Origin of the sequence: Vibrio sp. V09_P4A23P171 (genome assembly GCF_963875615.1) — a bacterium.
GTDB lineage: Bacteria > Pseudomonadota > Gammaproteobacteria > Enterobacterales > Vibrionaceae > Vibrio > Vibrio anguillarum.
The window spans coordinates 90,116-112,093 of the sequence record NZ_CAWNMR010000033.1 but is presented as its reverse complement, the minus strand read 5'-3'; the positions used below and the strand labels follow the sequence as shown (position 1 = coordinate 112,093).

The window sequence follows — 21,978 nt, the reverse complement described above, 5'->3', positions numbered from 1 at the left end:
AAAACAAGAAATAGTAAAACAGCCCTTTCCCGTGCTAGATAAGCGGGAAAGGCGCTTGACCGAAAGGGGCTTAGGGGCGCCACTGGTATAATCGAAGTTTTATTTTGCCATGCTCGTTCACTTCGACGCCTTCGGCGATCAATTTCTGTCGTTGACGTAATAAATCCTCTCCTTTTAGCGAAATCTCTCCTTTGCTGTTGATCACACGAAACCAAGGTAATCGGCTGTTTTGAGGTAGGTTACCTAATGCTTTTCCAACATGGCGTGCGTAGCCGGGGTATCCTGCTAAACGAGCAACTTCCCCATAGGTTGTCACTTTTCCTGCGGGAATTTGATGTATAACTGCAAAAATCTGCGCTAAAAATTGGTTCATGCTGACAATTCGTCCATACTAGCAGTGTCCTAGTTCGATAGTTACCAAGGAACGGTATAAGGAGAGGGCATGCTATTTTCTACCTTTCAATTTTTAATCACAACCTTGTTGGCTGTGGTTTGTGCAAGAGCCATAGGTTTAAGCGAAGGGGACATCCCCGTGCTGGCCATCGTGATCCCTGCGCTGTGGATTTTACCGCAAGGGGGCGTCGCGGGTGTGTTGTTATTGGCTGCAATGACCGCTTATGGTTTCACTTTATCTTATCAGCCAATCGCTCTTTCTGTCAGTGTTTGGGTGTTGCTGCCTTTGTTGACGGTGGCCTTTTCTAAACGCAGTAGCATGGGTGTTATCTTAGTGAGCACGTTGATCGTACTGACGTTGCAAGTCGGTATCATCGTTACTCAATCGGCTGGGAAATTAGGCGGTACAGGCTGGCTTACTGTTATTCAGACTCTTTCTGTTATCGTTGTTTGGTGGTCGGTTGCGCACTGGAAGCCATCCAATAAGCACCGTTGGTGGGCGTTAGGGTTACTGCTACCGCTATGGATGGCCGATTTCTCGTATGCGGTGTTAGTTGCGTTAAGCATTACTGGCATTATGGCGTCGATGGAAAGTTTAACCCAATCCAAACCAGTCGCGGTGAATTGGAATGGTTTGTTATGCTGGACACTTCCAACGGTAGGCTTTGCAAGCTTAGTCGTCTCGCCCACAAGTGATGTACCAAACCCCGTATTCGTGGTTTGGATCTGTTTACTGGCTACTGCTTGGATGACTGATTATCTACTCAAGAGCACCGAAGAGAATACCGAATGACCAGAACACAACTGAATGTAGATTAGAGCATGTTGTGGGTGAAGTTGTGACTTCATTCTTATGCATATATAGAGCATTAGTATATGATGCTCACCTCTCATTACAATAATATAAACGTCATGGTTCGTGCATTTCGGCTAATAGGTCTTTTATGGCTAGCAACGGCGGCACACAGCGTCATCAGTGCTCCCATAATCAACGCTAAAACATATCGAGTAGCGACAGAAGCGGACGATGTTGTCACGCGTATTTTGTTTGATGCCATTGCTTACCAATTTCGCCTTGAGATTGACTATGTTAATTACCCCAGCTTTGATGCGATCTTGACCGCTATTGAACAAGGGGAGAGCGATTTTGCAGCCAATGTGACTTACACCGAACAGCGTGCTCAACGCTTTGATTTCTCTAGTCCTACCAATATTGAATACACCTATGCATTTAGCCACAGCAACGTACAGTTAACCGATCTGGCGAGGGTCGGGGTTCCCAAAGGAACGATTTATGGTGAGCTGATTGCCGCTTATTTTCCTCATATTATACAGATTGAGTATGATGGTGCTCGGCGTGCCAAAGAACTTTTAAGCACGGCTGAAGTCGATGTGGTCGTAGACGCGATTAATCAATTAAAGCCGATGTTGATGGCAGGGCTCGATGCGCAATTGCTTAATGACCAACTGCCTATTCAGCCAGTTGCCATTATTACGCCAAAAGGGCACAACACTTTATTACTCAACAAAATTCAAGAATATGTACACTCAGCGTCGGTACAAAAACTGCTTAGAGAATCAGTACAAAAATACCAATTTGATATCCGCAAGCAGGCGTTGCGTCAATCCGTCATCGATAGCGGCTTAAACGTGCAGCGACCGTTAAAAGTAAAATTGGAGAACATCAGCCAATTTGCTCAGTATCAGCACGATGGTAAAGTGAAAGGAATAAACGCGGACATTGTTTTTAAAGCATGTGACATTCTGTTACTCAAATGCGAACTGGCCAGCCAGCCAGACGAAACGTGGGAGAGTATGTATGCCGATTTGGTCAATAAACGCATTGATATCCTAGTACCAGTTACCGTCTCTCAACAACGAAAATCCGACGTTTATTTCAGTGACACGTATTACCAGCCTGAAGCCGTCTTGATTAAGCGTGAAAATTACAAAGACAATGTTTACAGCAATGTGTCTGAATTAATTGTTGAGCGCATCGGCGTGATTAAAGAAGATTTCTTTGAAGAGCTGTTAGGAAAAATGCTGCCCAATAAAGTGCTACATGTTTATAAAACTCAAAATGAATTGGTCAAAGCCTTGCTCGGTAAGGAGGTCGATTACATCGTTCTAAACCGTGCTAACTTTAACCAAATATTGCGCGAAGCGGATAACTTATTGCCGTTGGAGGAAGATCTATTTATCGGCAGTTTTTACTCGTCTGAGATTGCAATGGGCTTTCCCAAAAATAGCATGGGCGCTTCGCTGGCTCCTTTATTTACTCGTGCTATTAAGATGATTGATACGCAGAAAATCATCAACACCTATGATTATCAACCGAATTGGCGAGCAACGTTAGCGGCCGAGAAAACTTTTTCACGCCACACTCAATGGCTGTTTACGTTGGTATTTGGCTTCTTGTTAGTGGTCGCTTTCTATCTACACTCACAATCTGTTACCGATAATTTAACCAAGCTGCGTAATCGCCGAGCTTTATATCGCCGTTATTCGAGAGGCTTAAACAGCGATCTAACCTTGATTTATTTAGATGTGAATAACTTTAAGCCGATAAACGATAACTATGGTCATGAAGTGGGGGATGAAGTGTTGAAAGCACTTGCTAGCCGTATCGACTCTATTTGGCGTGGTCGTAGTTACCGAATCGGGGGTGATGAGTTTATCCTGATTGGGCAATATAGTGATGAGGAGCTTGAGCCTGTGTTAATGCAGTTAGAGTCCTTTACCTACAGCGATTCTGCTCGAAATTTAAACATAAAAGTCAATGTGGCGATTGGTGTGTCGAATTACAGAGATCATTTCATGAGCCTAGAAGAAGTATTGCACCAAACTGATATTGCCATGTACCAAAGTAAGCACCACGGTAGCGGCCAACGAGATAGTACAAAGCCTCTTCTCAAGATAATCAGAAGTTCAAACAAGAGCTAAAATAGTCCACCTATTTTATTGAGTAGAAGAGAAAATAGAAGATTTGCTCAAATGGTGTTCACTTAAAACAAAAAGCTTCCATCCATTGGGATTTCGGCTTGCAATCATTACTATGATGCTTGATAATCGCCGCACTCTTTGGCTAGCAAGCCAAGAAAACAAATCAATGGAGGCTCTGGTCCTCCCGCAACACTAACTTGTGAACTCGGTCAGGCCCGGAAGGGAGCAGCCGCAGCAGGCGACGTGTGTGCCGGGATGTGGCTGGGGCCTCCACCCTTTTTGTCGCTGACAAACTTTATCCGTACACTCCCGATTTCTTCGTTTCAAAAGCTAATGCAATAATGTTTTATCATATTGCAATCTGAAACATACATTTTGTCCAAAGACATGCTGATTCATTTATAATCAATTATTATTGAAAGTTGATTTATTAATAACTATTGGTTTATGACTATGCTCAATCCTATGTGGTTAAACACTTTTAAAACATTAGTCGATATTGGGCACTTTACTAAAACGGCTGAGTTACTCCATATGACGCAACCTGGGGTAAGCCAGCACATAAATAAACTAGAAGCTGCCTGCGGCTATCCTTTGATAAAGAGATTTAACAAGAAATTTGAGTTAACAATCTATGGGCGGAAAGTTTACGATTATGCTGTCAAACACTTTGAAGAAGAGTTTGAGTTATTACAGAATTTGGCACACGACGAACCTTTCCGTGGTCGCTGTACTATAGGCTGTTCGGGGACTTTCGCGTGGCTGATTTATTCACAATTACTTTCTTTGCAAGTGAGCTATCCAGGCTTATCCATTGAGTTAGAAGCAACGCCAAACCATCGTATATTTGAGCAGATATTGCAGGGGAAACTGGATATAGGTCTAGTGACAAAAGAACCTAACCCTAAATATTTCGCGAGCCGTATTGTTGGTGTGGAGTGTCTTGCTCTTGTATTGCCACTGTCCGCAGACGAAAGCTTGCCTATAAATGACTTGTTAATAGAATTGGGAGTCGTTCGTCATCCAGATTTTGCTCACTACTTCCAAACATATGTCAATCAAGCGAATAATGATTTGCTTCGTCTAGTCGATTTGGAGGATGTTTCGACGCAAAGCTATATTAACCAAGTGCACCAAATATTAGTTCCTATAGCTAAAGGGATCGGTTTTACAGTGGTTCCTCGATGGTGCGTTAACTTGTTCGCGGATAAAGAGCAGCTAAAAATATTCAACATTACTGCAGATATACAAGAACCTGTTTACTTGGTTAGCAAACTTAATTCACCTCTTGCTAGGCGTTATGAGCAAGTCATTGATGTTATTGATCACTCTTTTAAGGTTGTTTGACTTGATTGAACTCCACATAAGCAGATGATATTGGCATTAAAGCTTCATAGCTGACCTTGCAATAGAAACCAAAAAGGGCTGGTTGTGCTACCTGCCCTTGAAATTTTATTAATGCATCACAGATCGACTATTCGTAATCAGAGGCATAAGTTTCTTCGTATGAGTGCGAGTAAAGCTCAAATAGGTTACCAAATGGGTCTTCTAGATAAACCATTTTAGCGAGCTTGTTATCATCTTCTGGGTGGTAACGCATGATATCCATACGCGCTTTACCGCCATATTGTTCAATGCGCTTAATCGCGCCTTCAAAGTCGTCGGTTTGTAGACAGAAGTGGAAGATACCAAGGCGAGAGAAGTCTACTTCGTGGCGCTCTTCGCGCTCTTTCATTTCAAACAGTTCAACGCCAATACCATCAGTTGTTACTAGATGTGCAATATTGAAACCTTTGAAACCCTCACCAAAAACAGCAATACACATGCGGCCAATCGCTGACTCTCGCTCTTCAATAACTTGTGTATTATTCATAACGATTTTTAAACCTAAAGCTTGAGTGTAGAACTCAACAGCTTTATCCATATCGCCAACCATAATACCGACGTGATTCATTTTCATAATTCGCTCCTAATACCTTTGATTTTTTGGCTTCGTTTCGATAGATGGGAGTATATGGAGATTGATGGATTAAATAAAATTATCAGTAATTATAAAAATGATAAATTATAATTATAAGCGAAACGCAAGATGTCTTCGTGTTAGAACCAATACAAATGCGATAGTAGAAAATGATAATTTTCCGTATCTAAGCCAATCCGTGACAGGCTAATTTAGAAAAATCGTTCAGTTCAGATTTGGCCACACATTTGCGAGTGAGCTAAGTGGTATCGGATATTCAACGGCTCCTCATCCATTGAGTTGAAGAAAAATCTCTTATTAAGGGATTCTTAAGTTACGTCCGTTATTTTTGTTCACAGAGTAAGCAAAAAGGAAATGCCGATGAAAACCATACGCTCAGCATCTGATCTGCAATTGGCCGTAATTGATCCTTCTCATCCTCGCTGGTTGGAAGCCATACACCTTGTGCGCGAGCGTTATCAGCAAGCGTTTGATGCACGCCTTATTACTTTTATGCCTGCTTATTTAGCTTTGCTTGATCATGACGAAATGAAATCCGTATGTGGTTTTCGCGTAGCGCAGCAAGAGCCTCTATTTCTCGAACAATACCTTGACCAACCTGCCGATGAAATTTTATCGCAGCGTTTTGATTGCCGAGTATCCCGAAGTGCTTTGATTGAATTTGGCCAACTGGCCTCTTTTGGTCGTGGTTTATCGGCGCTGCACTTTACTTTGATCGCTCAACAGCTGGTTGATTTAGGGTATGAATGGTGCGTTTTTACAGCAACGGATCCATTGCATGCTTTGATGCGTCGATTTGGTTTACAACCGACATTGATCGCGAAAGCGTCAGCATCTTGCATTCCTAACGCCAACCAAATTTGGGGCAGTTATTACCAACACAGCCCTCGAATTTTAGCGGGAAATTTGGCGCAGGGGCTGGCGTTGCTCAACCGATTTCATTTAAACCAAAAACAAGCGTGAGGCCTTTGCTATGAACCGAATTTTATCGGCGCTTCATCAACATGCGCAGCAAAAGCCAGATAGCATTGCCTTCATTGGGCACAATGCCAAACAAGAAAAGATAGCGCTGAGCTATCAACAGCTCTTAGAAAAGGTGGAAGCAACAGCACGCACATTGCGCCAGTGGCAGGTTCAGCGTATTGCATTAAAAGCTGAAAATAGTTTGGATTGGGTGATCATCGACCTTGCGGCCATGCACGCAAAAATAGTGCTCGTTCCTGTACCTACTTTCTTTAGTAAGGCCCAGGTTGAACACCTACTGTATGAATCGGGTGTTGATGTTTGCTTAGGTGATTGGCCAACGCTAGGTGAACCTTTCTCAACGCTCAGTCATCTACCTGCTTTTGTCTATTTGGCGAATCCATCAGCACAGGTGTTGCCTTTGACGCAAAAAATCACCTTTACGTCTGGGTCCACCGGAACGCCGAAAGGGGTGTGTTTGAGTGACGAAAACATGCAAGCGGTCACGCTGGCGATCGCAGAGAAAATGTCCGCGCAAGTTGAGCATCACCTCGTGATGCTGCCTCTCTCAACCTTGTTAGAAAACATCACGGGTGTGTATGTTCCTTTGGTTCTGGGTGTGACATCGACAGTTGTCTGTGGCAGCGAAGTAGGTTTGACCGGTTCTAGTCAGTTCTGTGGTGCAACGTTCGCACTCGCACTGCAACAGTTTCAGCCGTCAAGCTTGGTGCTAACGCCTGCGTTATTGCTGGCATTAATTGAAGTCGTCAAGCAGAGCCCAGCTCTTGCGCTGCCTTTACGCTGGGTTGCCGTGGGCGGGGCGCGAGTGGCTCCCCAATTAATTGACGCAGCTCGCCAGCTCGGCATTCCTGCTTTTGAAGGGTATGGTTTGTCTGAAAGTGCTTCGGTCGTGAGTATGAATACACCCCAACAAAATAAGCCGGGGTCGTGCGGACAGGTGCTGTCTCATCTTCAGGTTTCGCTGGCACAAGATGGCGAATTGTTAGTTAAAGGCAACACGGCTTTGGGGTATTTAGGTGAGCCGTTTAGCCACGAGTGGTTGTCAACTGGCGATATGGCCACAATCGATGATGAGGGTTTTTTAACCATCATCGGGCGTAAAAAGAACCTAATAATCACCAGTTTTGGGCGCAACGTGGCCCCTGAATGGATTGAATCTCAAGCATTGGCTTTGATTGCACACCATCGATTTGTGGTGGTGGGCGACGGGCAGGCAGGCCTCACGGCCGTCAGTGACAGTCCTTTACCTGATCTCGTTACGCGCGTGCAACAGCTCAATAGCGTGTTGCCCGATTACGCACACATCACGCAGCTTTGGTTGGTGAGCGATATTCACTGCTGGCAAAAGTGGCTGACCGCTAATGGTCGCCCAAAACGCTTAGCTATTGAAAACGCACTGCAAGAGGCTCGCTTGGCGCGCCACACCACTAATCCACAGACGGTTTTTATCTCTATTCCTTCCTTCTATTCAATGGCTGAGGAGCTTTAAAATGAGCAAATTTTTCCATATTTTAAAAACACAAACTGAGCCAGCACAGCAGCAGATGTTGCAAGCTCCGGTATTTGATGCCTGCGCAAGAGGAGAGATCAGCCTAGAGATGTATATTCGTTTTCTCACTCAAGCTTATCACCATGTTAAACATACGGTGCCACTGCTGATGGCATGCGGCAGCCGCTTAGGCGACGAATATGAGTGGGTACGAACGGCGATTGCTGAGTACATCGATGAAGAAAAAGGCCACCAAGAGTGGATCTTGAACGATATTAAAGCGTGCGGTGGTGATGTGGACGCAGTGCGTCATAATGAGGGTGCAGGGCGCGTCAGCGCTTCCATCGAACTCATGGTGGCGTATCTTTATCACCAGATTGATCGCGCCAACCCGTTGAGCTTATTTGGCATGGTGTGGGTACTTGAAGGAACCAGTGTGGGTGTCGGTGGGAATATCGCACGGTTAGTCAAACAGCGTTTGGAGCTTCCTGATGCGGCGATGACCTATCTCACTTCGCACAGTGAACTTGACCAAGGGCACATCCGTTTTTTTGAATCGTTAATGAACAACATTCAGTGTGTATCCGACCAAGAGGCCATCATCCGCTCTGCAAACATGGTGTTTGATCTGTATGGGCAGATGCTGCGAGAACTACCGCTTCCTTGCGAGTCAATGGTACATGCAGGTTCGCAAGATTTAGCTTCGCAAGGTGTAAGGTCGCAATATGGATCTTAATCATCAACATGTTTTACTCACCGGCGCTTCCGGTGGTATCGGGCAACGCATCGCATTGCTGCTTGCTAAGCAAGGAGCCAGTCTAGTTCTGGTGGCTCGTGATGGTCAAAAACTCGAGCAACTTCGGCAAACGCTACCCATGCCTGAGAAGCATCTGATTTTGAGTGCAGATTTAAGCACAGAGTCAGGAATAGAGCAGATCAACACCTTCATTCAGCGCTTTTTTATGGGCCAGAAACGAATCAGTGTGGTGATCAATAATGCGGGCATCAACCAGTTTCGCTTATTAGCCAGACGAACCGCAGTTTCAGTGCAACAGGAGCTGCATTTGAATTTACTTGCTCCGATGCAACTGACTCAATCGGCGATACATTGGTTGAATAAACCGGGGATTATTTTAAATATTGGCTCAAGTTTAGGGGCTATTGGTTACCCAGGTTATGCAACGTACTGCGCTACCAAAGCAGGGTTGCACCGTTTTAGTGAAGCGATGCAGCGTGAGCTTGAGGGGACGGGTATCAAGGTACTCTACCTAGCGCCGCGAGCGACCAATACCGAGCTGAATAATGACACGGTGAACCAGTTCAACCAAGCCGTAGGCAACCACTGTGATGAGCCAGAGGTTGTTGCCCAACATGTGCTTAGTATGCTCGAAAGCGAATCAACAACTCGCTGGATTGGCTGGCCTGAAAAAGTATTGGTGCGATTAAATCAACTATGGCCTGCAGTGATTTCGTCGGCAATTAAAAAGCAGCAAGCGACCATTCTTGCCTTTTTGAACCGTTAAAGCGTGATAATTCAAGGAGAACAACATATGAAAACTGTGTTTAAATGGGCCAGTGCATTGGTCATCTTTGCGGTAAGCACGACACTCGCTTTTGCGATCACCCCTTTAGCTCAGGTTCAATCTGATTGGGCCAAATGCCAATACAAAATGAAGTCGAGCGATGATCAAGAACGTTGTTTTGAACGTGTCATTATGCGTAACACCTTAGAGATGCAATCAAGCAACAGCCCAGAACTCAAAGTGTGGCTTGCCATCAATAAATCCTCATTAGCGGGCGTAAAAGGTGGGTTGGGTGCGCTATCTTTAGTGAAAGAGGCGAAATTATTGTACGAAGAGGTTATCGATCAAGCGCCTAATACTTTAGATGGCTCGGCTTTCACAAGTTTAGGCACCTTATATTACAAAGTGCCCGGCTGGCCAGTGGCTTTTGGCGATGACGTTAAAGCGGAAGAGTTGCTGCAAAGAGCGCTGCTGATTAACCCGACAGGAATTGATGCCAACTATTTTTACGGTGATTTTCTTGCCGAGCAGGGCAGAACCGATGAAGCAAGAAAGTACCTGTTGCAAGCACAACAAGCACCAGCAAGGCCACAAAGAGCGATTGCCGATGCTGGGCGTCAGCAAGAAATTGCTCTTTTGTTGGAGAATTTAAAATAACGTATGCGTTTATTATTAGTCGAAGATGACAAACAACTGGGCGAGTCAATGCAGGTGGCGTTGACTCGCCAAGGCTATACGGTGGATTGGCTAGAAAAAGGTGGCGGCGTGGCGTGTGCGCTCAAAACTGAACAGTTTTCGGCGGTGATCTTGGATTTAACCTTACCGGATATGGATGGTCTTGAGGTGTTGCGTGGCATTAGAAACGCCGGTTATTCGCTGCCTGTGATGATCCTAACGGCGCGTGATGATATTAGCGATCGCGTCAAAGGGTTAGATGGAGGAGCCGATGAATACATAGGTAAACCCTTTGCGCTAGAAGAGCTACTGGCACGTTTACGGCTTATCATTCGTCGCAGCTCGGGCAGCGCCGAGGCTCTGATTTCGATTGGTGATCTGAGCCTCTCTCTTTCCAAACAGGAGATTGAATATCGTCAGCAACCCCTTAAACTGACGCGCAATGAATATAAAATTCTCGCCAGTTTGATCACTCAAGCAGGGCGAGTGATGAGCAAAGAGCTATTGCAACAAGCGCTTCATGGCTGGGACGAAGGCAGCAGTGACAACGCTATCGAAGTTCACATTCATAACTTGCGTAAAAAAATGCCAGAAAATGTCATCAAAAATATCCGTGGTGTGGGGTATATGATTGAAAAATAAAAAAATCTTTTCGATTAAACGTCGTTTAACACAGTCGGCTGTATGGTTAAGCGGTGGCTTACTGCTCATTTCTCTTTATTTCAGTTTTTCTACTGCTCAACATGAAGTTGAGGAGGTGTACGATGCGCGCTTAGGTCAATCGGCAAAATTACTGTTGATGGCGACTTCTGTCTCTATAAAAGAAGGAGACAATGCCGATCTTCATCAACAGTTTGATCAGTGGATGCAAAGCATTGAACGTCTTTCGCAAGCCAACAAGGAGATGGCAACGCAGTATGGTCACCCTTATGAGCGGTACATTCTGTTTCAGTTTTATCGAGATGGTCAGTTGATGTATAGCTCTGATAGTCAGCAACCCGCTTTTAGCAGCAATGCCAGCAATAATGGATTTGGCAACGTCACCATTGATGGCCAAACATGGCGTTATTTTCAATTGGCGCAACCTCATCCTGATCGTGGCTCTGAATACATTCTGGTTGCGGAAAAACAGAGTATTCGTGATGAAATGGTCAATGAAATTGCACTGTCGACCGCATTGCCGCAATTGATCCTGATCCCCTGTGTTATCTTGGTGCTGGTGATGCTTATTGGCCGAAGTTTCAAACCACTGCAAGAACTAAAATCAGCAATCGCCATTCGCAGTGTCCATAAGTTGGATCGCATTTACGTTACAGAACAAACCACCGAACTCTCACCATTAGTAGAGACACTCAACCAACTGTTGGCTCAATTAGAATTGGCTTGGCAGCGAGAAAAACGCTTCACACGCATGGCTGCTCATGAACTTAAAACACCACTAACGGTATTGAGATTAAATGCCGAAAACGCCATGCTCAGCCAGAATGAGCAGCAACTGAAATATGATCTGGACATGATTCTTAAGGGTATTGAGCGTACTGACCGCCTTATTCATCAGTTGTTGATGTTAGCCAAAGTCGAAAGCACTATGGAATTGTCATCACAAACGGTCGATCTCTCAGTCTCTATTAAGCAAGTTATCGCAGACCTTGCGCCGTTAGCCTTAAAGCACGACCAACAATTGAGCTTTGAAGGGCAGAGTTTGTCGGTTCAAGGCGACGAGCTATTACTCGGCGTGTTGTTTAAAAACTTAATCGATAATGCGATGCGCTATTCTGGCGTACACAGCCACATTGATATTACGTTGCATGGCGATGATCAGTTTATTCAAGTGAATGTGACTGATAGCGGCCCCAGCATCACGAACGAAGCCCGAGAAAAAATATTTGATAACTTTTATCGAGCTAACAGTGAAAAAGGCGATGGGGCAGGGCTTGGAATGTCGATTTGCCGTGATATCGCCGCGCTGCATAATGCCACTGTCGAGTTGCTGCCGAGACACAACGACAGCAACATCTTCAGGGTTTGTTTTCATCTAAGCTAACAGGTCTCTTCTGTTTTTATCCATACTCTTTAGCGGCATGGCGCAAAAATATCTTGCGCTTTCTCGTATGCATTGGTTGATACATCCATAATGCCAAGTAAAGAGTGAAAGAGATTACTTTGAGCATAGGGCTGAGTGGCTGTTTGACGTAAACAGGTTTGATTCACGCCTTTCGTTCGGGCAAATTCGTCAGATAACCAGACTAAAAGCGGTACTTGAGTTTGATAATCGGGTGCTAGGCTGTACGGCATACCATGTAAGAACAGTCCATTTTCTCCCAGCGATTCCCCATGGTCGGAGACATAAATCAATGCGGTGTTGTATTGCGCTTGCAGTGACTTTAGCTTTTCAATCAGCTGCGCCAAAACAAAATCTGTGTAACGAATAGTGTTGTCGTAAGTATTCACTATCTGCTCAACGCTGCAATTTTCAATATCCGCTCTTGGGCAATCAGGTTGATATTGCGCCATTTCTTTAGGATAGCGCTTAAAGTAGGTTGGCCCGTGACTTCCAATAATGTGCATGAAAATCATTCGGTTACCAGTTTGGTTGGCAATTTCTTCATCTAAGTTGTCTAGCATTGTGACGTCATAACAAGTGCTGCCGTCACATCGGCCTTCTCGCGCAGTTTTATCCAGCTCTTTCTGCGGAATATTTTTCGCGACACCTTTATCTCCTCCATCATTTTCTTTCCATAAGAGGTCGACGCCTGCGCGCTGCAAGATATCGAGGACGTTGTCTTGGTTATCCGCTTTGGTACGATCAAAATTATGACGATCCATATTGGAAAATAAACAAGGTACAGAGACCGCTGTCGCAGTACCACAAGAGGCGACATCACTGAAAAATATAGGCTGATAAGGCGCGGTATAAGCATTGGTATCACGTGTGTAGCCATAGTATTGGTAATTTTGTGCGCGAGCCGTTTCTCCTAGCACAAATAAGACTAAGGTTGGTTTTTCTGCATCACGGCTATGGGTAGTTTTCGGTTGCTGCTGCGCATCAGCGCCGATAATTTGATACACCTCGGGCTCGGTAAAATAGCGATCTTTCACAAGACCATAAGCGCTATAGACAAAGTGAGTGGGGATGATCATTTTCTTGAGGTAACTATTGTTGCGTCCAACCGACGAATAGTTCTGATAATACAGCGCCGCAATAATGACGATGCCGAGTAAAGAGAGCAATATTGATAGTGCTTTATAGCCTAAAAAGCGGGAAATGGATTTTTCTACTTTAAGTGGCGAAAGCAGTAATAGAGCAGCAGGGAGGATGCCCAACGCTGAGATCCAGACAATGGAATAGAGACTGACATAAGAGCCTGCCTCACTACTATTGGTTTCAACGACATTGAGCAACATGTCTCGGTCGACAATCGTGCCGTAATTGTAACTCGCATAACTCACCACAGCAGAAAGGATGAGTAAGACCGCAAAAAAAGGTTTTAGAAAATAAGGCCACGAAAACAGTTGGAAAATAACGTTCAGCGCCAAAAAGAAAAAAATCGGTATTGAGAACGCAAACCCCCAATTGAACTGATCAGCAGCCGAAAAAATCTGTGCCAACTTGGCATAAATAGGAATGTTGAGTACCAAGCTGAAATAGAGAGCAAGCAACAAGGTAATACTTGCGTATGAGAAGCGAGGATTTTTCATTGTGGGTTCCATAACATACCGTGTGATGAGAAGACGTTATGGAACTTATAAAGATCTTTTCTTAATAAAGGCTTAAGAAATTCAATCGTTAGAATGAGATGAGTTTGTGGTGGTTACTTATCTTAGTACCTTGCGCACCTTGTCGAATGCTAAAAGTGATGGCGTAAATACTATTGCCGTTCGTCTTTAGGAGAGTCCATGACCACCATGGTGGTGATCGATTTCACCGTTAAGCACTCACCAAGCACATCGGCGTGAAAACGTTTATAGGCGCTGAGATCTTTGCTTTCGACACGCAGCAAATATTCGTTCATCCCGGTAATGTTGTGGCATTCGACCACCTCCTTGGCGTAGCGCACATGTTCTTCGAAACTGAGCTGCGCTTTTTTCGTGTGGCTGTTTAAGCCAATTGCCACATAAGCGACAAACCCGACATCAAGTTGGGTTTTATTTAAGACCGCTCGATAGCCTTTAATGATCTGCTTACGCTCAAGATCCTGCACGCGGCGCAACGTGGCGGAGGGCGATAAGCCGATGCGTTCGGCTAGCTCGACATTCGAGACTCGGCCATCAAGTTGTAGCTCTTGCAATATTCTCTCGTCAAATCTGTCCATGGCTTATTTTTATTGCTCAATATTGGTGGTATTGACCAATATAAGCACAATATTGCCAGCCGATACCATTATTATTTGTTCATCATTATTAAATAGAGAAAGAAGATGGATTACACACAATGGTGGCCACTGGTGGCTTTTGCTTTTGTTTCGACCTTTTCACCGGGTCCAAACAACATCATGCTGATGACATCCGGTGCGAATGTGGGCTTTATGCGCACTATTCCGCACATGCTTGGTGTAACGTTTGGTTTTAGCATTATGGTGCTATTGGTTGGTTTTGGGTTAACGGGTTTATTCCATCGTTATCCTATGTTGCAACAAGGCTTGCAAATTGCCTGCACCATTTATTTGGTCTATTTGGCGATAAAAATTGCGCTGAGTAATCCTTCGCAGGGAGAGAAGCTGTATCAACCGATGTCATTTGTTTCGGCTGTTCTGTTTCAATGGGTCAACCCCAAAGGTTGGTCGATGGCGCTGACAGCGGTGAGTGTATTTAACCAAAGTGCGAGTTGGGCGCAGTTAATACTGATTTCATTGGTGTTTGCCTTGGTGAACATTCCGTCGGTCAGTGTTTGGACTGCGGCGGGTAAACAGTTGAGCCACTGGATGAATCACCCAAGTTATGTCCGCTGGTTTAACGGCGCGATGGGCGCGTTGCTGCTACTGTCCGTTGTTCCTATGTTGTAGAGATTTGGTGAGACGTTGCTGTGTGGGAGCATTATCAACGCAGTAAAAGAAAGTGGGTACTGAGCGACCCACTTTGTTTCTCTAGTTTGCCTGATATTAACCGTTCGCTATATTGCCCATAAAATTAACGCCAATATTTGCGGTGAGAGTATGCGCAGGCACATCACTAACGGATAGACAGTGGCGTATGCCAATGCAGAAGCGCCACTGCTTTCGTGCAGCGCATTCGCAAAAGCAAGGGCAGGTGGATCGGTCATCGAGCCTGCCAGCATGCCACAGATAGTGAGATAGTTAATATGGCCTAAAACACGAGCCAGTATTCCGACGGTGATCAATGGAATACCCGTGATCAACATGCCGTAGCCCATCCAACTGACGCCATCGCCTTGCACTAAGGTTTCAACAAAATTGCCCCCAGATTTTAACCCGACCACGGCTAAAAACAGCACAATACCAATTTCTCGTAGAGCAAGGTTCGCGCTGGGTGGCATAAACCAATACATTTTGCCAATGCTGCCGATACGCGCCAAAACCAGTGCAACAATCAGCGGTCCTCCAGCTAAGCCGAGCTTAATGGCGGCGGGGAATCCCGGTAGATAAAACGGAATAGATCCGAGTAATACCCCAAGTCCAATCCCAACGAAGACTGGTAGCATCTGCACATGCTGTAATTTTTGGTGCGCGTTGCCGACCATGCCACTGACCGCTTCAATCGCTTCTTGACGCCCGACTAAATTGAGAATGTCGCCAAACTGCAAGGTAGATTGGCTGGTTGGGATAAGCTCAACCCCGGCACGGTTTAAACGTGAAACGACGACGTCGTATTTCTCTTTTAAATCCAGATCGCGCAGCTTTTTACCAAGCACAATCTCGTTGGTGACGACTAAGCGCTGTACTCGCAGCTCCGTGCCGCGTGTCGAAAGTGATGCATCGACCTCTTCGCCAATCACCAAGCGTGCTTTTTCTAACGCTTTTTTATCGCCGACCAGATGAAGCAAATCATTCACTTCAACTCGTGAATCGGGTTTGGGCACGGAAAGGTGTTCACCACGTTTAAGGCGCGAGCACACAATATCGCCATCACTGAGCGCGGGAATGTCTTTTAAGAGCAGGCCATTTAAGTTGGGGTTTTTAATCGCAACGTTAATGGTGTGCAAGCTCTCTTTTTTGTGGCCGTTGTGGATCTCAAACTCTTCGGCTTCGGCGTCAACACTGACACGAAAGGCAATTCTGAGCAGCCACATGGTAAGCAAAATACCGCATATGCCAAAGGGGTAAGCAATCGCATAACCCATACCCGTCAGGTCAAGCATGTTCTCTTGGCCACCTAACTCAGTCAGGATTTGTTGCCCCGCGCCTAATGATGGCGTATTGGTGACTGCACCGGAGAATACACCAAGAATAACGGGTAAAGGCACATCAAACAGATAGTAAAGCGCGACCGTCACCACACAGCCCAGCAACACAATCAGTGCGGCAAAGGCGTTGAGTTTTAGTCCTGAGCTTCGAAGTGAAGAGAAAAAACCGGGTCCGACTTGTATACCAATGGTGTACACAAATAGGATAAGGCCGAACTCTTGAATAAAATGCAACGTATTGTAGTCAAGAACCACACCCCACATGCCTGTAAAGTGGCCGACGAGAATGCCGCCAAACAGCACCCCACCGATCCCTAAACCAACACCGTAGACGCGCCAATTCCCTATCCACAAACCCAGCACAGCTACCAGCGAGAGAATGCTGATAGAAAGTGCAATGTCACTCATGATGAGTCTCCTGAACAATTAAAAAACGGCTGGTGGGCAAGCTTAATGAACGGCAGGGGTAGGCGTAAGAACTCGGTTAGTGGTTATGTCTACAGCTGGAGGGTTCAAATACGGCATTGAGAAGTCACCTAGTGAAATGAACTCTCGATGTCGTTTTGTGGTTGCCCTGAACTTATGACCAGTAATACTGTAATGAACTACAAATGTTAACTATAGGTATGCAAATTTGTGCACCGGAACGAATATTAAATTTCTCAGATAAGTAATTGTTAGATAAGAGTTAAATTTATCCATTTCCTGTGCGTTGCTCACCACTATTTTTATCGAGAAAATAGCCCATACCGCGTTTAGTTTTAATCAGTGCTGATGAGAAAGGGTCATCAATTTTTTTGCGTAGACGACGCATATACACATCGACTACGTTGGTTAGGGGATCTTGATGGAGACCCCAAACATTAGCAAGAATCCGTTCTCGGCTAAAAATATGACCGGGTTTATGCATCAATAGCTCTAATATGGAGAGTTCTTTGGCGGTTAACTCAATGGCTTGCCCTGCCCGTGTTACGGCCATGGTTGATAAGCAGAGCGTTAAGTCTGCAATGTGTAGAGTGGGCATTGGCGCAGAGTCAGAATGTCGACGTTGCAGCGCATCTAGGCGAGCCAGTAACTCTTCAAAATGAAAAGGTTTTGCCAGATAATCATCCGCACCAATGCGTAGGCCCCGAACCCGTTCTTCAACTTCGCCCAGTGCAGAAAGCATCAAAATTCGCACATCAATACCGGCTTCACGTATTTGCTGACAAAGAGTTAATCCATCGGTGTGCGGAAGCATTCGATCTAAAATTAAAATATCGGGCTCGCCGCTTATGAGTGTTTCAAGTGCGTATTGCCCATCATTTAGTCGCTGAATGTGGTGACCTTCTGCTTTGAGCCCTCGCTCAATAAAGTTGGCAATTCTGGCATCATCTTCAATTAAAAGAATTCTCATGATTCTTCCTCTTCCAGTTCAAAGGTAAGTGTAACGGTTGTGCCTTGAGCCAGTTGGCTTTGGAATGCGATGGCTCCGTGTTGCTGCTGCACAATGTTATAAGCCAGCGTTAAACCAATCCCTAAGCCATCAGGGCGATAGCGTTTGCCGTTTTCGGACCGAAAATAGCGTTGGAAAATCTGTGCGAGGTCCTCTTGGTCAATGCCAATACCGTGATCTTGTAATTGAAGATGAAATTGCTTGGGCTCAACTAGCAGAGTGAGCGTAATAGGCTGGTGATGTGGATCATAGCGCAATGCATTATCGACGATAATTCGCACGGTCATCAGTAGCTTATCTAAATCAGTATGAAAGATCCGAGCTTGCCAGTTTGCCTGTTGTGGATGAAGACATTCAAGTTGCACTTGATGCGCGTGAGTTAAAAGGGTGGCTTGTCTCGTCACCGATTGCCATAGGTTCTCTAAGGTGATGGGGATAAGAGTCGGTTGGAACAGCTTTTCATCTTGACGGATAAGCAGCAATAAATCGTCGATCCGGTAGGAAAGGTGGGTTGCCGATTCATTGATACGCTGTAGCGTTTGTCGATACTCTTCATCACTATTTTGACGACTGCGAAGGGTAATTTGCGCTTCTCCTAAAATGGCCGTTGCGGGAGTACGCAATTCATGGCTGACGTTCGCAAAAAACTCTTTCTGCTGGCGTTTAGCTTGCTCCAATGTTTCGAGTGCATTGGCGAGTTCTTGGGTGCGTGCAGTAACTTCTCGCTCAATGAGTTGACGCGAAGCGATCTCTTTTTGCTGCGCATTTTCAAGGCTTTGTGCCATGTAATTAAAATGCTGCGCTAGGGTTCTGAGCTCACTTGGCCCGCTGACCGATACTCGATGGTTAAGATGGCCTTGTTCTAAAGCTGAAGTGCTTTTTAGCAGTTCCGCTAACGGTTTGGATAAGGTGCGCAGTAACCAGCCTCCGAGTAGCAAGCCAAAGACTACCCCTAGTGATGATAAGGTTACAATGACATTTTCTACATCAGATAATGATTTCATCGCTGCGGCTTCATAGCGTGCAGTACGTTGTTTCTGTAGAGAAATAGCTTGATTCAGCAGCTGGCGTAGGTCGGTGTTATCCACTTTATCAAAGGTGTCACTGAGTAAAAGCCAGCGATCATTATTGTCTGTGATTTTTGCGATTTCCCAGGATCGAAGCGCTGTTTTTAATCGTCCAAAGTTAGTTTCAAAGAGAGAAATGACTTTGATTTGCTGAGTGATCTCGGCAAAGTCTTGGTTGGTGATACCGTGTTGTTGTGCTTGCTCGGTTAGCAAATAGAGCTCGCTGAGCAAATCTTCAATCTTTGAAAAACGTATGTCTCGTTTGAGCGTGCTGCCATCTTTGGTCAATAAATACTCGGCAAGCCAAATTTTTAGCTGCTGTTTTTCCGTGCTTAACTGCATAAAGCTTTGCAAGATTTGATTGGAGATCTGTCCGCGCTGAATGTGCTCATTAGCGACGTTATTTGACCATAAAGCGGTGCCAGCTTGGGCTAAGATTAGGGTGAGCAACAGAGCCAGTACGAGAGATAATTGATAACGAAACATAATGATCGCCGCATAAATTCAATAGGTGAGCAGAGTAAGCGATCCGTTGGTATTGGGTAAAGAATATTCATCTGAAGTTAATCTAAGCGCATGGTTTAGGTTCATCGAGAGGCCGTAAATTACTCCCATCAACCACATTACTCCCATCAACTAGATAATTAGATAAGGCCTTCATCATGCAACGTACACATAAAAGAATTTCTATTTCAGCATTATTACTCTGCGGGTTGTTACCGCTATCCGCTCAAGCTTCTAACGTATTAGTTAATAACAACATTAACCACCAAGAGGTGCTTGATGCCCAGCAAGCTTGGGGAGAAGCGTTAATCAAGATCAGCCAGACTTATGAACAAAAAGGTCATGCTGAAGCGAAGAAATTGGCACAGCAAGTGTTAGACCAAGCGTATGGCTATCAACAAGGTGCGGTGCTTTTCAAACCTACGCTTGCCAGTGGGGAGCAAACCTTTCGCACAGAAGTAGACGGAGCGCTATCTTATTTTGTCGGCAGTGATAAGCAATACCCACAAGATTCTGGTTTTGCACTAAAAGGTTGGAAGGAGTATAGCTTTGATAACGCAGCAGTCTACATCAATGGTGATGTGGCCTTAACCATGGGGCATGTCAAGCTCATCGATAATAAAGGAAAGCAAACCGTGGTGGATAAAAGCTGGGCATTCAAGAAAGATGAACAGGGCCAACTGCGAATTGTTCTGCACCATTCATCACTGCCATTTCAGCCTTAACTGAGGGGAAAACTTTTAGATGTGGGTGATGGTGATACACCCACATCGCAGGTTTTGCAGTAGTGCCAGCTAAACGCCAGCACGTTTGAGCAGGCCAGCCATCAGTGGCGAGCTTGAACGAACCTGTTTTGATTTGTTCTGTAATGTTTTAGCCAGCGTCGGGTTATTGATGCTTTTGGCAATGTAGGCCATTGAATGATAGAAATCTCCTGCGGATTTCATTTTATTGGCGTCATTTAATGGTGCTAACAGTTGCACCATGGTTGTGCCACTCATCGCTTGTTGGGTGGCGTACTCTTGTACTGCATCGAGTAAAAGATCGAGATCGACCATCGCCTCGGCACTTTCCACACCATGTTTTTTCATCTCTTTGCGGTTACGTTTACGCATTTGTTTAATGACAAAGGCCGGTTTGTTGAGCTTTTTAAAAGCAAAGTAACCAAGAACGACTGCAAGCACGACACCGCCCGCCACATAACCCCAAATAGAACCGGAAGATTCAACAACAGGCTTTAGGGTTTCAACGGTATATTCAACGGTAGTGGGTGTATCAGACATTATTATTTCCTTAGAATGCAGCTTCAAAATCAGAAGCTATTAATTAATCTGGCAGGGGGAAAAGCGCCTTGCGATGAATCAAAGATCCATGAAAAGGAGAGCTTCTGCCTCACATTACTCTCTTTTTGGGGTGAGGAGGCAAGAAAGCAAGTCCATTTTAGGGATTATTAATGAGTTTGTTGATAATTGTGCGAGTTGGTCACACAAATTACGCCATTGCCTCTGTGTGTATGAGCTTAGAGAGGTGATATAAAGATTGAAATGCACAGTCGTCATGAGGTTTAATGTTACGGTAACATTCAGTTGGAAAACAGAATAAAAATGAGCAGTATGCAACGTAAAACTAGGCCTACCCTGCAAGATATCGCAGACCGCGTGGGGGTGACGAAAATGACAGTTTCCCGTTTTCTACGCGACCCCAATTCGGTCGCATTGGCAACCCAAGAAAAAATTGCCGCAGTGATTGAAGAGTTAGGTTATATACAAAATCGCGCCCCGGCGATGTTGTCGAAATCGTCAAGTAAGGCGATTGGTATTCTTCTGCCTTCCTTGTCAAACCAAGTGTTTGCCAATTTAGTTCAAGGGATTGAGTCGGTAACCAAAGCAAGAGGTTACGATACACTTATTGCCCACTTTGGTTATAACGTGCAAGAAGAGGAGGAGAAAATTGCCTCGTTGCTGTCGTATCAAGTCGATGGTCTTATTTTGACCGAAACGCACCACTCCGAACGTACCATCCAAATGCTAAAAGCGGCGGGTGTGCCAGTGGTTGAAACGATGGAGCTGCCAGACAAGCCGATCAATATGGCGGTGGGGTTGGATCACGAACAGGCCTCGTATCATGTGGTGACGCAGATGATTGATAGTGGCAAACAGCATATTGCCTATCTCGGTGCGCGTCTTGATACTCGAACGCAGTTGCGGATGAATGGCTATGATCGTGCAATGCAAGATGCAGGCTTAACCGCAGTTCATATCCTAACTCAAGAGCATTCAAGTTTTACTCTCGGCGGTGATTTACTCGAACAAGCCCTAGAAGAGAGGCCAGAGATCAATGGCATCTTCTGTACTAATGATGACATTGCAATTGGTGCCATGATGAAGTGTGCACATCGAGGGCTGAAGATTCCTCAAGATATTGCAATCGTGGGGTATAACGCGCTCGATATAGGTCAAGCGATTTCGCCAAAGCTAACCAGTGTAGAAACGCCTCGGTTTGAGATTGGCAAGAAAAGTGCTGAGCTATTATTGTCCGCACTGGCTGGTGAAGTGATTGAGCAGAAAGTGTTCGACTTAGGCTTTAGTGTCACCGATGGCGAGAGCCTGTAGTCAGCTTGTTA

General features: G+C 45.1%; 21 protein-coding genes and 1 other RNA gene. 14 read left to right on the top strand and 8 right to left on the bottom strand.

What is annotated here, in order from left to right; all coding sequences use genetic code 11:
* Positions 1 to 70 precede the first annotated feature (70 nt).
* The gene (locus tag AACT23_RS11125; protein WP_094128935.1) at positions 71 to 373 is read right to left on the bottom strand and encodes an MGMT family protein; all 303 of its coding nucleotides are present in this window, start codon (positions 371 to 373) and stop codon (positions 71 to 73) included.
* A gap of 69 nt (positions 374 to 442) precedes the next feature.
* On the opposite strand from AACT23_RS11125, the gene AACT23_RS11120 reads away from it, so the two are divergent.
* From AACT23_RS11120 to AACT23_RS11105, 4 genes are all read left to right on the top strand, one after another.
* The gene (locus AACT23_RS11120; protein ID WP_017045285.1) at positions 443 to 1,186 is read left to right on the top strand and encodes a hypothetical protein; all 744 of its coding nucleotides are present in this window, start codon (positions 443 to 445) and stop codon (positions 1,184 to 1,186) included.
* A gap of 83 nt (positions 1,187 to 1,269) precedes the next feature.
* Positions 1,270 to 3,336, top strand: a complete 2,067-nt coding sequence (locus AACT23_RS11115) for a GGDEF domain-containing protein (RefSeq protein ID WP_094128933.1) — start codon at positions 1,270 to 1,272, stop codon at positions 3,334 to 3,336.
* Positions 3,337 to 3,509: 173 nt separating this feature from the next.
* An RNA gene (ffs, locus tag AACT23_RS11110) (signal recognition particle sRNA small type) lies at positions 3,510 to 3,606 on the top strand.
* Positions 3,607 to 3,783: 177 nt separating this feature from the next.
* Positions 3,784 to 4,683, top strand: a complete 900-nt coding sequence (locus tag AACT23_RS11105; RefSeq protein WP_094128931.1) for a LysR family transcriptional regulator — start codon at positions 3,784 to 3,786, stop codon at positions 4,681 to 4,683.
* Between the two features lie 127 nt (positions 4,684 to 4,810).
* Here AACT23_RS11105 and AACT23_RS11100 read toward each other — a convergent pair whose 3' ends face one another.
* Positions 4,811 to 5,296: a VOC family protein gene (locus AACT23_RS11100; protein WP_047687889.1), complete on the bottom strand. Its 486-nt coding sequence runs from the start codon at positions 5,294 to 5,296 to the stop codon at positions 4,811 to 4,813.
* A 375-nt stretch (positions 5,297 to 5,671) separates the two neighbouring features.
* On the opposite strand from AACT23_RS11100, the gene AACT23_RS11095 reads away from it, so the two are divergent.
* The 7 genes from AACT23_RS11095 to AACT23_RS11065 are packed head-to-tail and all read left to right on the top strand — an operon-like array spanning position 5,672 to position 12,032.
* Complete coding sequence (locus AACT23_RS11095; protein WP_013856449.1) at positions 5,672 to 6,280, top strand: thermostable hemolysin; 609 nt, start codon at positions 5,672 to 5,674, stop codon at positions 6,278 to 6,280.
* Positions 6,281 to 6,290: 10 nt separating this feature from the next.
* A complete protein-coding gene (locus AACT23_RS11090; protein ID WP_094128929.1) occupies positions 6,291 to 7,790 on the top strand; it encodes an AMP-binding protein in 1,500 nt (499 codons plus the stop codon).
* A 1-nt stretch (position 7,791) separates the two neighbouring features.
* Entirely contained in the window at positions 7,792 to 8,526 is a 735-nt protein-coding gene (locus AACT23_RS11085) for a TenA family transcriptional regulator (protein ID WP_013856451.1), read from the top strand.
* Positions 8,516 to 9,313: an SDR family oxidoreductase gene (locus AACT23_RS11080; RefSeq protein ID WP_094123787.1), complete on the top strand. Its 798-nt coding sequence runs from the start codon at positions 8,516 to 8,518 to the stop codon at positions 9,311 to 9,313. Before AACT23_RS11085 ends, AACT23_RS11080 begins: the two co-directional genes overlap by 11 nt.
* 27 nt (positions 9,314 to 9,340) lie before the next feature.
* Positions 9,341 to 9,970 carry a tetratricopeptide repeat protein gene (locus tag AACT23_RS11075; protein WP_176428669.1) on the top strand — a complete coding sequence of 210 codons (630 nt, stop codon included), beginning with the start codon at positions 9,341 to 9,343 and terminating at the stop codon, positions 9,968 to 9,970.
* A gap of 3 nt (positions 9,971 to 9,973) precedes the next feature.
* Positions 9,974 to 10,630 carry a response regulator gene (locus AACT23_RS11070; protein ID WP_013856454.1) on the top strand — a complete coding sequence of 219 codons (657 nt, stop codon included), beginning with the start codon at positions 9,974 to 9,976 and terminating at the stop codon, positions 10,628 to 10,630.
* A complete protein-coding gene (locus AACT23_RS11065) occupies positions 10,620 to 12,032 on the top strand; it encodes a sensor histidine kinase (RefSeq protein WP_094128923.1) in 1,413 nt (470 codons plus the stop codon). Before AACT23_RS11070 ends, AACT23_RS11065 begins: the two co-directional genes overlap by 11 nt.
* Before the next feature lie 29 nt (positions 12,033 to 12,061).
* Here AACT23_RS11065 and AACT23_RS11060 read toward each other — a convergent pair whose 3' ends face one another.
* Both AACT23_RS11060 and AACT23_RS11055 read right to left on the bottom strand, forming a co-directional pair.
* Entirely contained in the window at positions 12,062 to 13,699 is a 1,638-nt protein-coding gene (locus AACT23_RS11060; RefSeq protein WP_094128920.1) for a phosphoethanolamine transferase, read from the bottom strand.
* A 158-nt stretch (positions 13,700 to 13,857) separates the two neighbouring features.
* Positions 13,858 to 14,301, bottom strand: coding sequence for an Lrp/AsnC family transcriptional regulator (locus tag AACT23_RS11055; RefSeq protein WP_019280913.1), 444 nt, complete (start codon positions 14,299 to 14,301; stop codon positions 13,858 to 13,860).
* Between the two features lie 105 nt (positions 14,302 to 14,406).
* Here AACT23_RS11055 and AACT23_RS11050 point away from each other — a divergent pair, with 105 nt between their 5' ends.
* Positions 14,407 to 14,991, top strand: coding sequence for a LysE family translocator (locus tag AACT23_RS11050; protein WP_094128917.1), 585 nt, complete (start codon positions 14,407 to 14,409; stop codon positions 14,989 to 14,991).
* A 107-nt stretch (positions 14,992 to 15,098) separates the two neighbouring features.
* Here the strand turns inward: AACT23_RS11050 and AACT23_RS11045 are convergent, their stop codons facing one another.
* From AACT23_RS11045 to AACT23_RS11035, 3 genes are all read right to left on the bottom strand, one after another.
* Complete coding sequence (locus AACT23_RS11045; RefSeq protein WP_026027818.1) at positions 15,099 to 16,757, bottom strand: putative transporter; 1,659 nt, start codon at positions 16,755 to 16,757, stop codon at positions 15,099 to 15,101.
* 286 nt (positions 16,758 to 17,043) lie between these two features.
* The gene (locus tag AACT23_RS11040; protein ID WP_013856461.1) at positions 17,044 to 17,745 is read right to left on the bottom strand and encodes a response regulator transcription factor; all 702 of its coding nucleotides are present in this window, start codon (positions 17,743 to 17,745) and stop codon (positions 17,044 to 17,046) included.
* Positions 17,742 to 19,337 carry a sensor histidine kinase gene (locus tag AACT23_RS11035; RefSeq protein ID WP_094128914.1) on the bottom strand — a complete coding sequence of 532 codons (1,596 nt, stop codon included), beginning with the start codon at positions 19,335 to 19,337 and terminating at the stop codon, positions 17,742 to 17,744. Before AACT23_RS11035 ends, AACT23_RS11040 begins: the two co-directional genes overlap by 4 nt.
* 176 nt (positions 19,338 to 19,513) lie before the next feature.
* On the opposite strand from AACT23_RS11035, the gene AACT23_RS11030 reads away from it, so the two are divergent.
* Entirely contained in the window at positions 19,514 to 20,080 is a 567-nt protein-coding gene (locus tag AACT23_RS11030; protein WP_094128911.1) for a phosphoribosyl-AMP cyclohydrolase, read from the top strand.
* 69 nt (positions 20,081 to 20,149) lie between these two features.
* Here the strand turns inward: AACT23_RS11030 and AACT23_RS11025 are convergent, their stop codons facing one another.
* Positions 20,150 to 20,638 (bottom strand): hypothetical protein, encoded by a 489-nt coding sequence (locus tag AACT23_RS11025; RefSeq protein ID WP_010319103.1) that lies wholly within the window; start codon positions 20,636 to 20,638, stop codon positions 20,150 to 20,152.
* Between the two features lie 321 nt (positions 20,639 to 20,959).
* Here AACT23_RS11025 and AACT23_RS11020 point away from each other — a divergent pair, with 321 nt between their 5' ends.
* On the top strand, positions 20,960 to 21,967 hold the full coding sequence (locus tag AACT23_RS11020) for a substrate-binding domain-containing protein (protein WP_026027817.1): 1,008 nt from the start codon (positions 20,960 to 20,962) through the stop codon (positions 21,965 to 21,967).
* The last annotated feature ends 11 nt before the right edge of the window (positions 21,968 to 21,978 follow it).

Excerpts from the sequence above, each read along its gene's own strand:
- AACT23_RS11020 (WP_026027817.1), top strand. The coding sequence starts at position 20,960 with ATGAGCAGTATGCAACGTAAAACTAGGCCTACCCTGCAAGATATCGCA.
- AACT23_RS11105 (WP_094128931.1), top strand. The coding sequence starts at position 3,784 with ATGACTATGCTCAATCCTATGTGGTTAAACACTTTTAAAACATTAGTC.
- AACT23_RS11120 (WP_017045285.1), top strand. The coding sequence starts at position 443 with ATGCTATTTTCTACCTTTCAATTTTTAATCACAACCTTGTTGGCTGTG.
- AACT23_RS11045 (WP_026027818.1), bottom strand. The coding sequence starts at position 16,757 with ATGAGTGACATTGCACTTTCTATCAGCATTCTCTCGCTGGTAGCTGTG.
- AACT23_RS11100 (WP_047687889.1), bottom strand. The coding sequence starts at position 5,296 with ATGAAAATGAATCACGTCGGTATTATGGTTGGCGATATGGATAAAGCT.
- AACT23_RS11090 (WP_094128929.1), top strand. The coding sequence starts at position 6,291 with ATGAACCGAATTTTATCGGCGCTTCATCAACATGCGCAGCAAAAGCCA.
- AACT23_RS11050 (WP_094128917.1), top strand. The coding sequence starts at position 14,407 with ATGGATTACACACAATGGTGGCCACTGGTGGCTTTTGCTTTTGTTTCG.
- AACT23_RS11075 (WP_176428669.1), top strand. The coding sequence starts at position 9,341 with ATGAAAACTGTGTTTAAATGGGCCAGTGCATTGGTCATCTTTGCGGTA.
- AACT23_RS11055 (WP_019280913.1), bottom strand. The coding sequence starts at position 14,301 with ATGGACAGATTTGACGAGAGAATATTGCAAGAGCTACAACTTGATGGC.
- AACT23_RS11035 (WP_094128914.1), bottom strand. The coding sequence starts at position 19,337 with ATGTTTCGTTATCAATTATCTCTCGTACTGGCTCTGTTGCTCACCCTA.
- AACT23_RS11095 (WP_013856449.1), top strand. The coding sequence starts at position 5,672 with ATGCCGATGAAAACCATACGCTCAGCATCTGATCTGCAATTGGCCGTA.
- AACT23_RS11025 (WP_010319103.1), bottom strand. The coding sequence starts at position 20,638 with ATGTCTGATACACCCACTACCGTTGAATATACCGTTGAAACCCTAAAG.
- AACT23_RS11125 (WP_094128935.1), bottom strand. The coding sequence starts at position 373 with ATGAACCAATTTTTAGCGCAGATTTTTGCAGTTATACATCAAATTCCC.
- AACT23_RS11080 (WP_094123787.1), top strand. The coding sequence starts at position 8,516 with ATGGATCTTAATCATCAACATGTTTTACTCACCGGCGCTTCCGGTGGT.
- AACT23_RS11040 (WP_013856461.1), bottom strand. The coding sequence starts at position 17,745 with ATGAGAATTCTTTTAATTGAAGATGATGCCAGAATTGCCAACTTTATT.
- AACT23_RS11060 (WP_094128920.1), bottom strand. The coding sequence starts at position 13,699 with ATGGAACCCACAATGAAAAATCCTCGCTTCTCATACGCAAGTATTACC.
- AACT23_RS11115 (WP_094128933.1), top strand. The coding sequence starts at position 1,270 with ATGATGCTCACCTCTCATTACAATAATATAAACGTCATGGTTCGTGCA.
- AACT23_RS11085 (WP_013856451.1), top strand. The coding sequence starts at position 7,792 with ATGAGCAAATTTTTCCATATTTTAAAAACACAAACTGAGCCAGCACAG.
- AACT23_RS11030 (WP_094128911.1), top strand. The coding sequence starts at position 19,514 with ATGCAACGTACACATAAAAGAATTTCTATTTCAGCATTATTACTCTGC.
- AACT23_RS11070 (WP_013856454.1), top strand. The coding sequence starts at position 9,974 with ATGCGTTTATTATTAGTCGAAGATGACAAACAACTGGGCGAGTCAATG.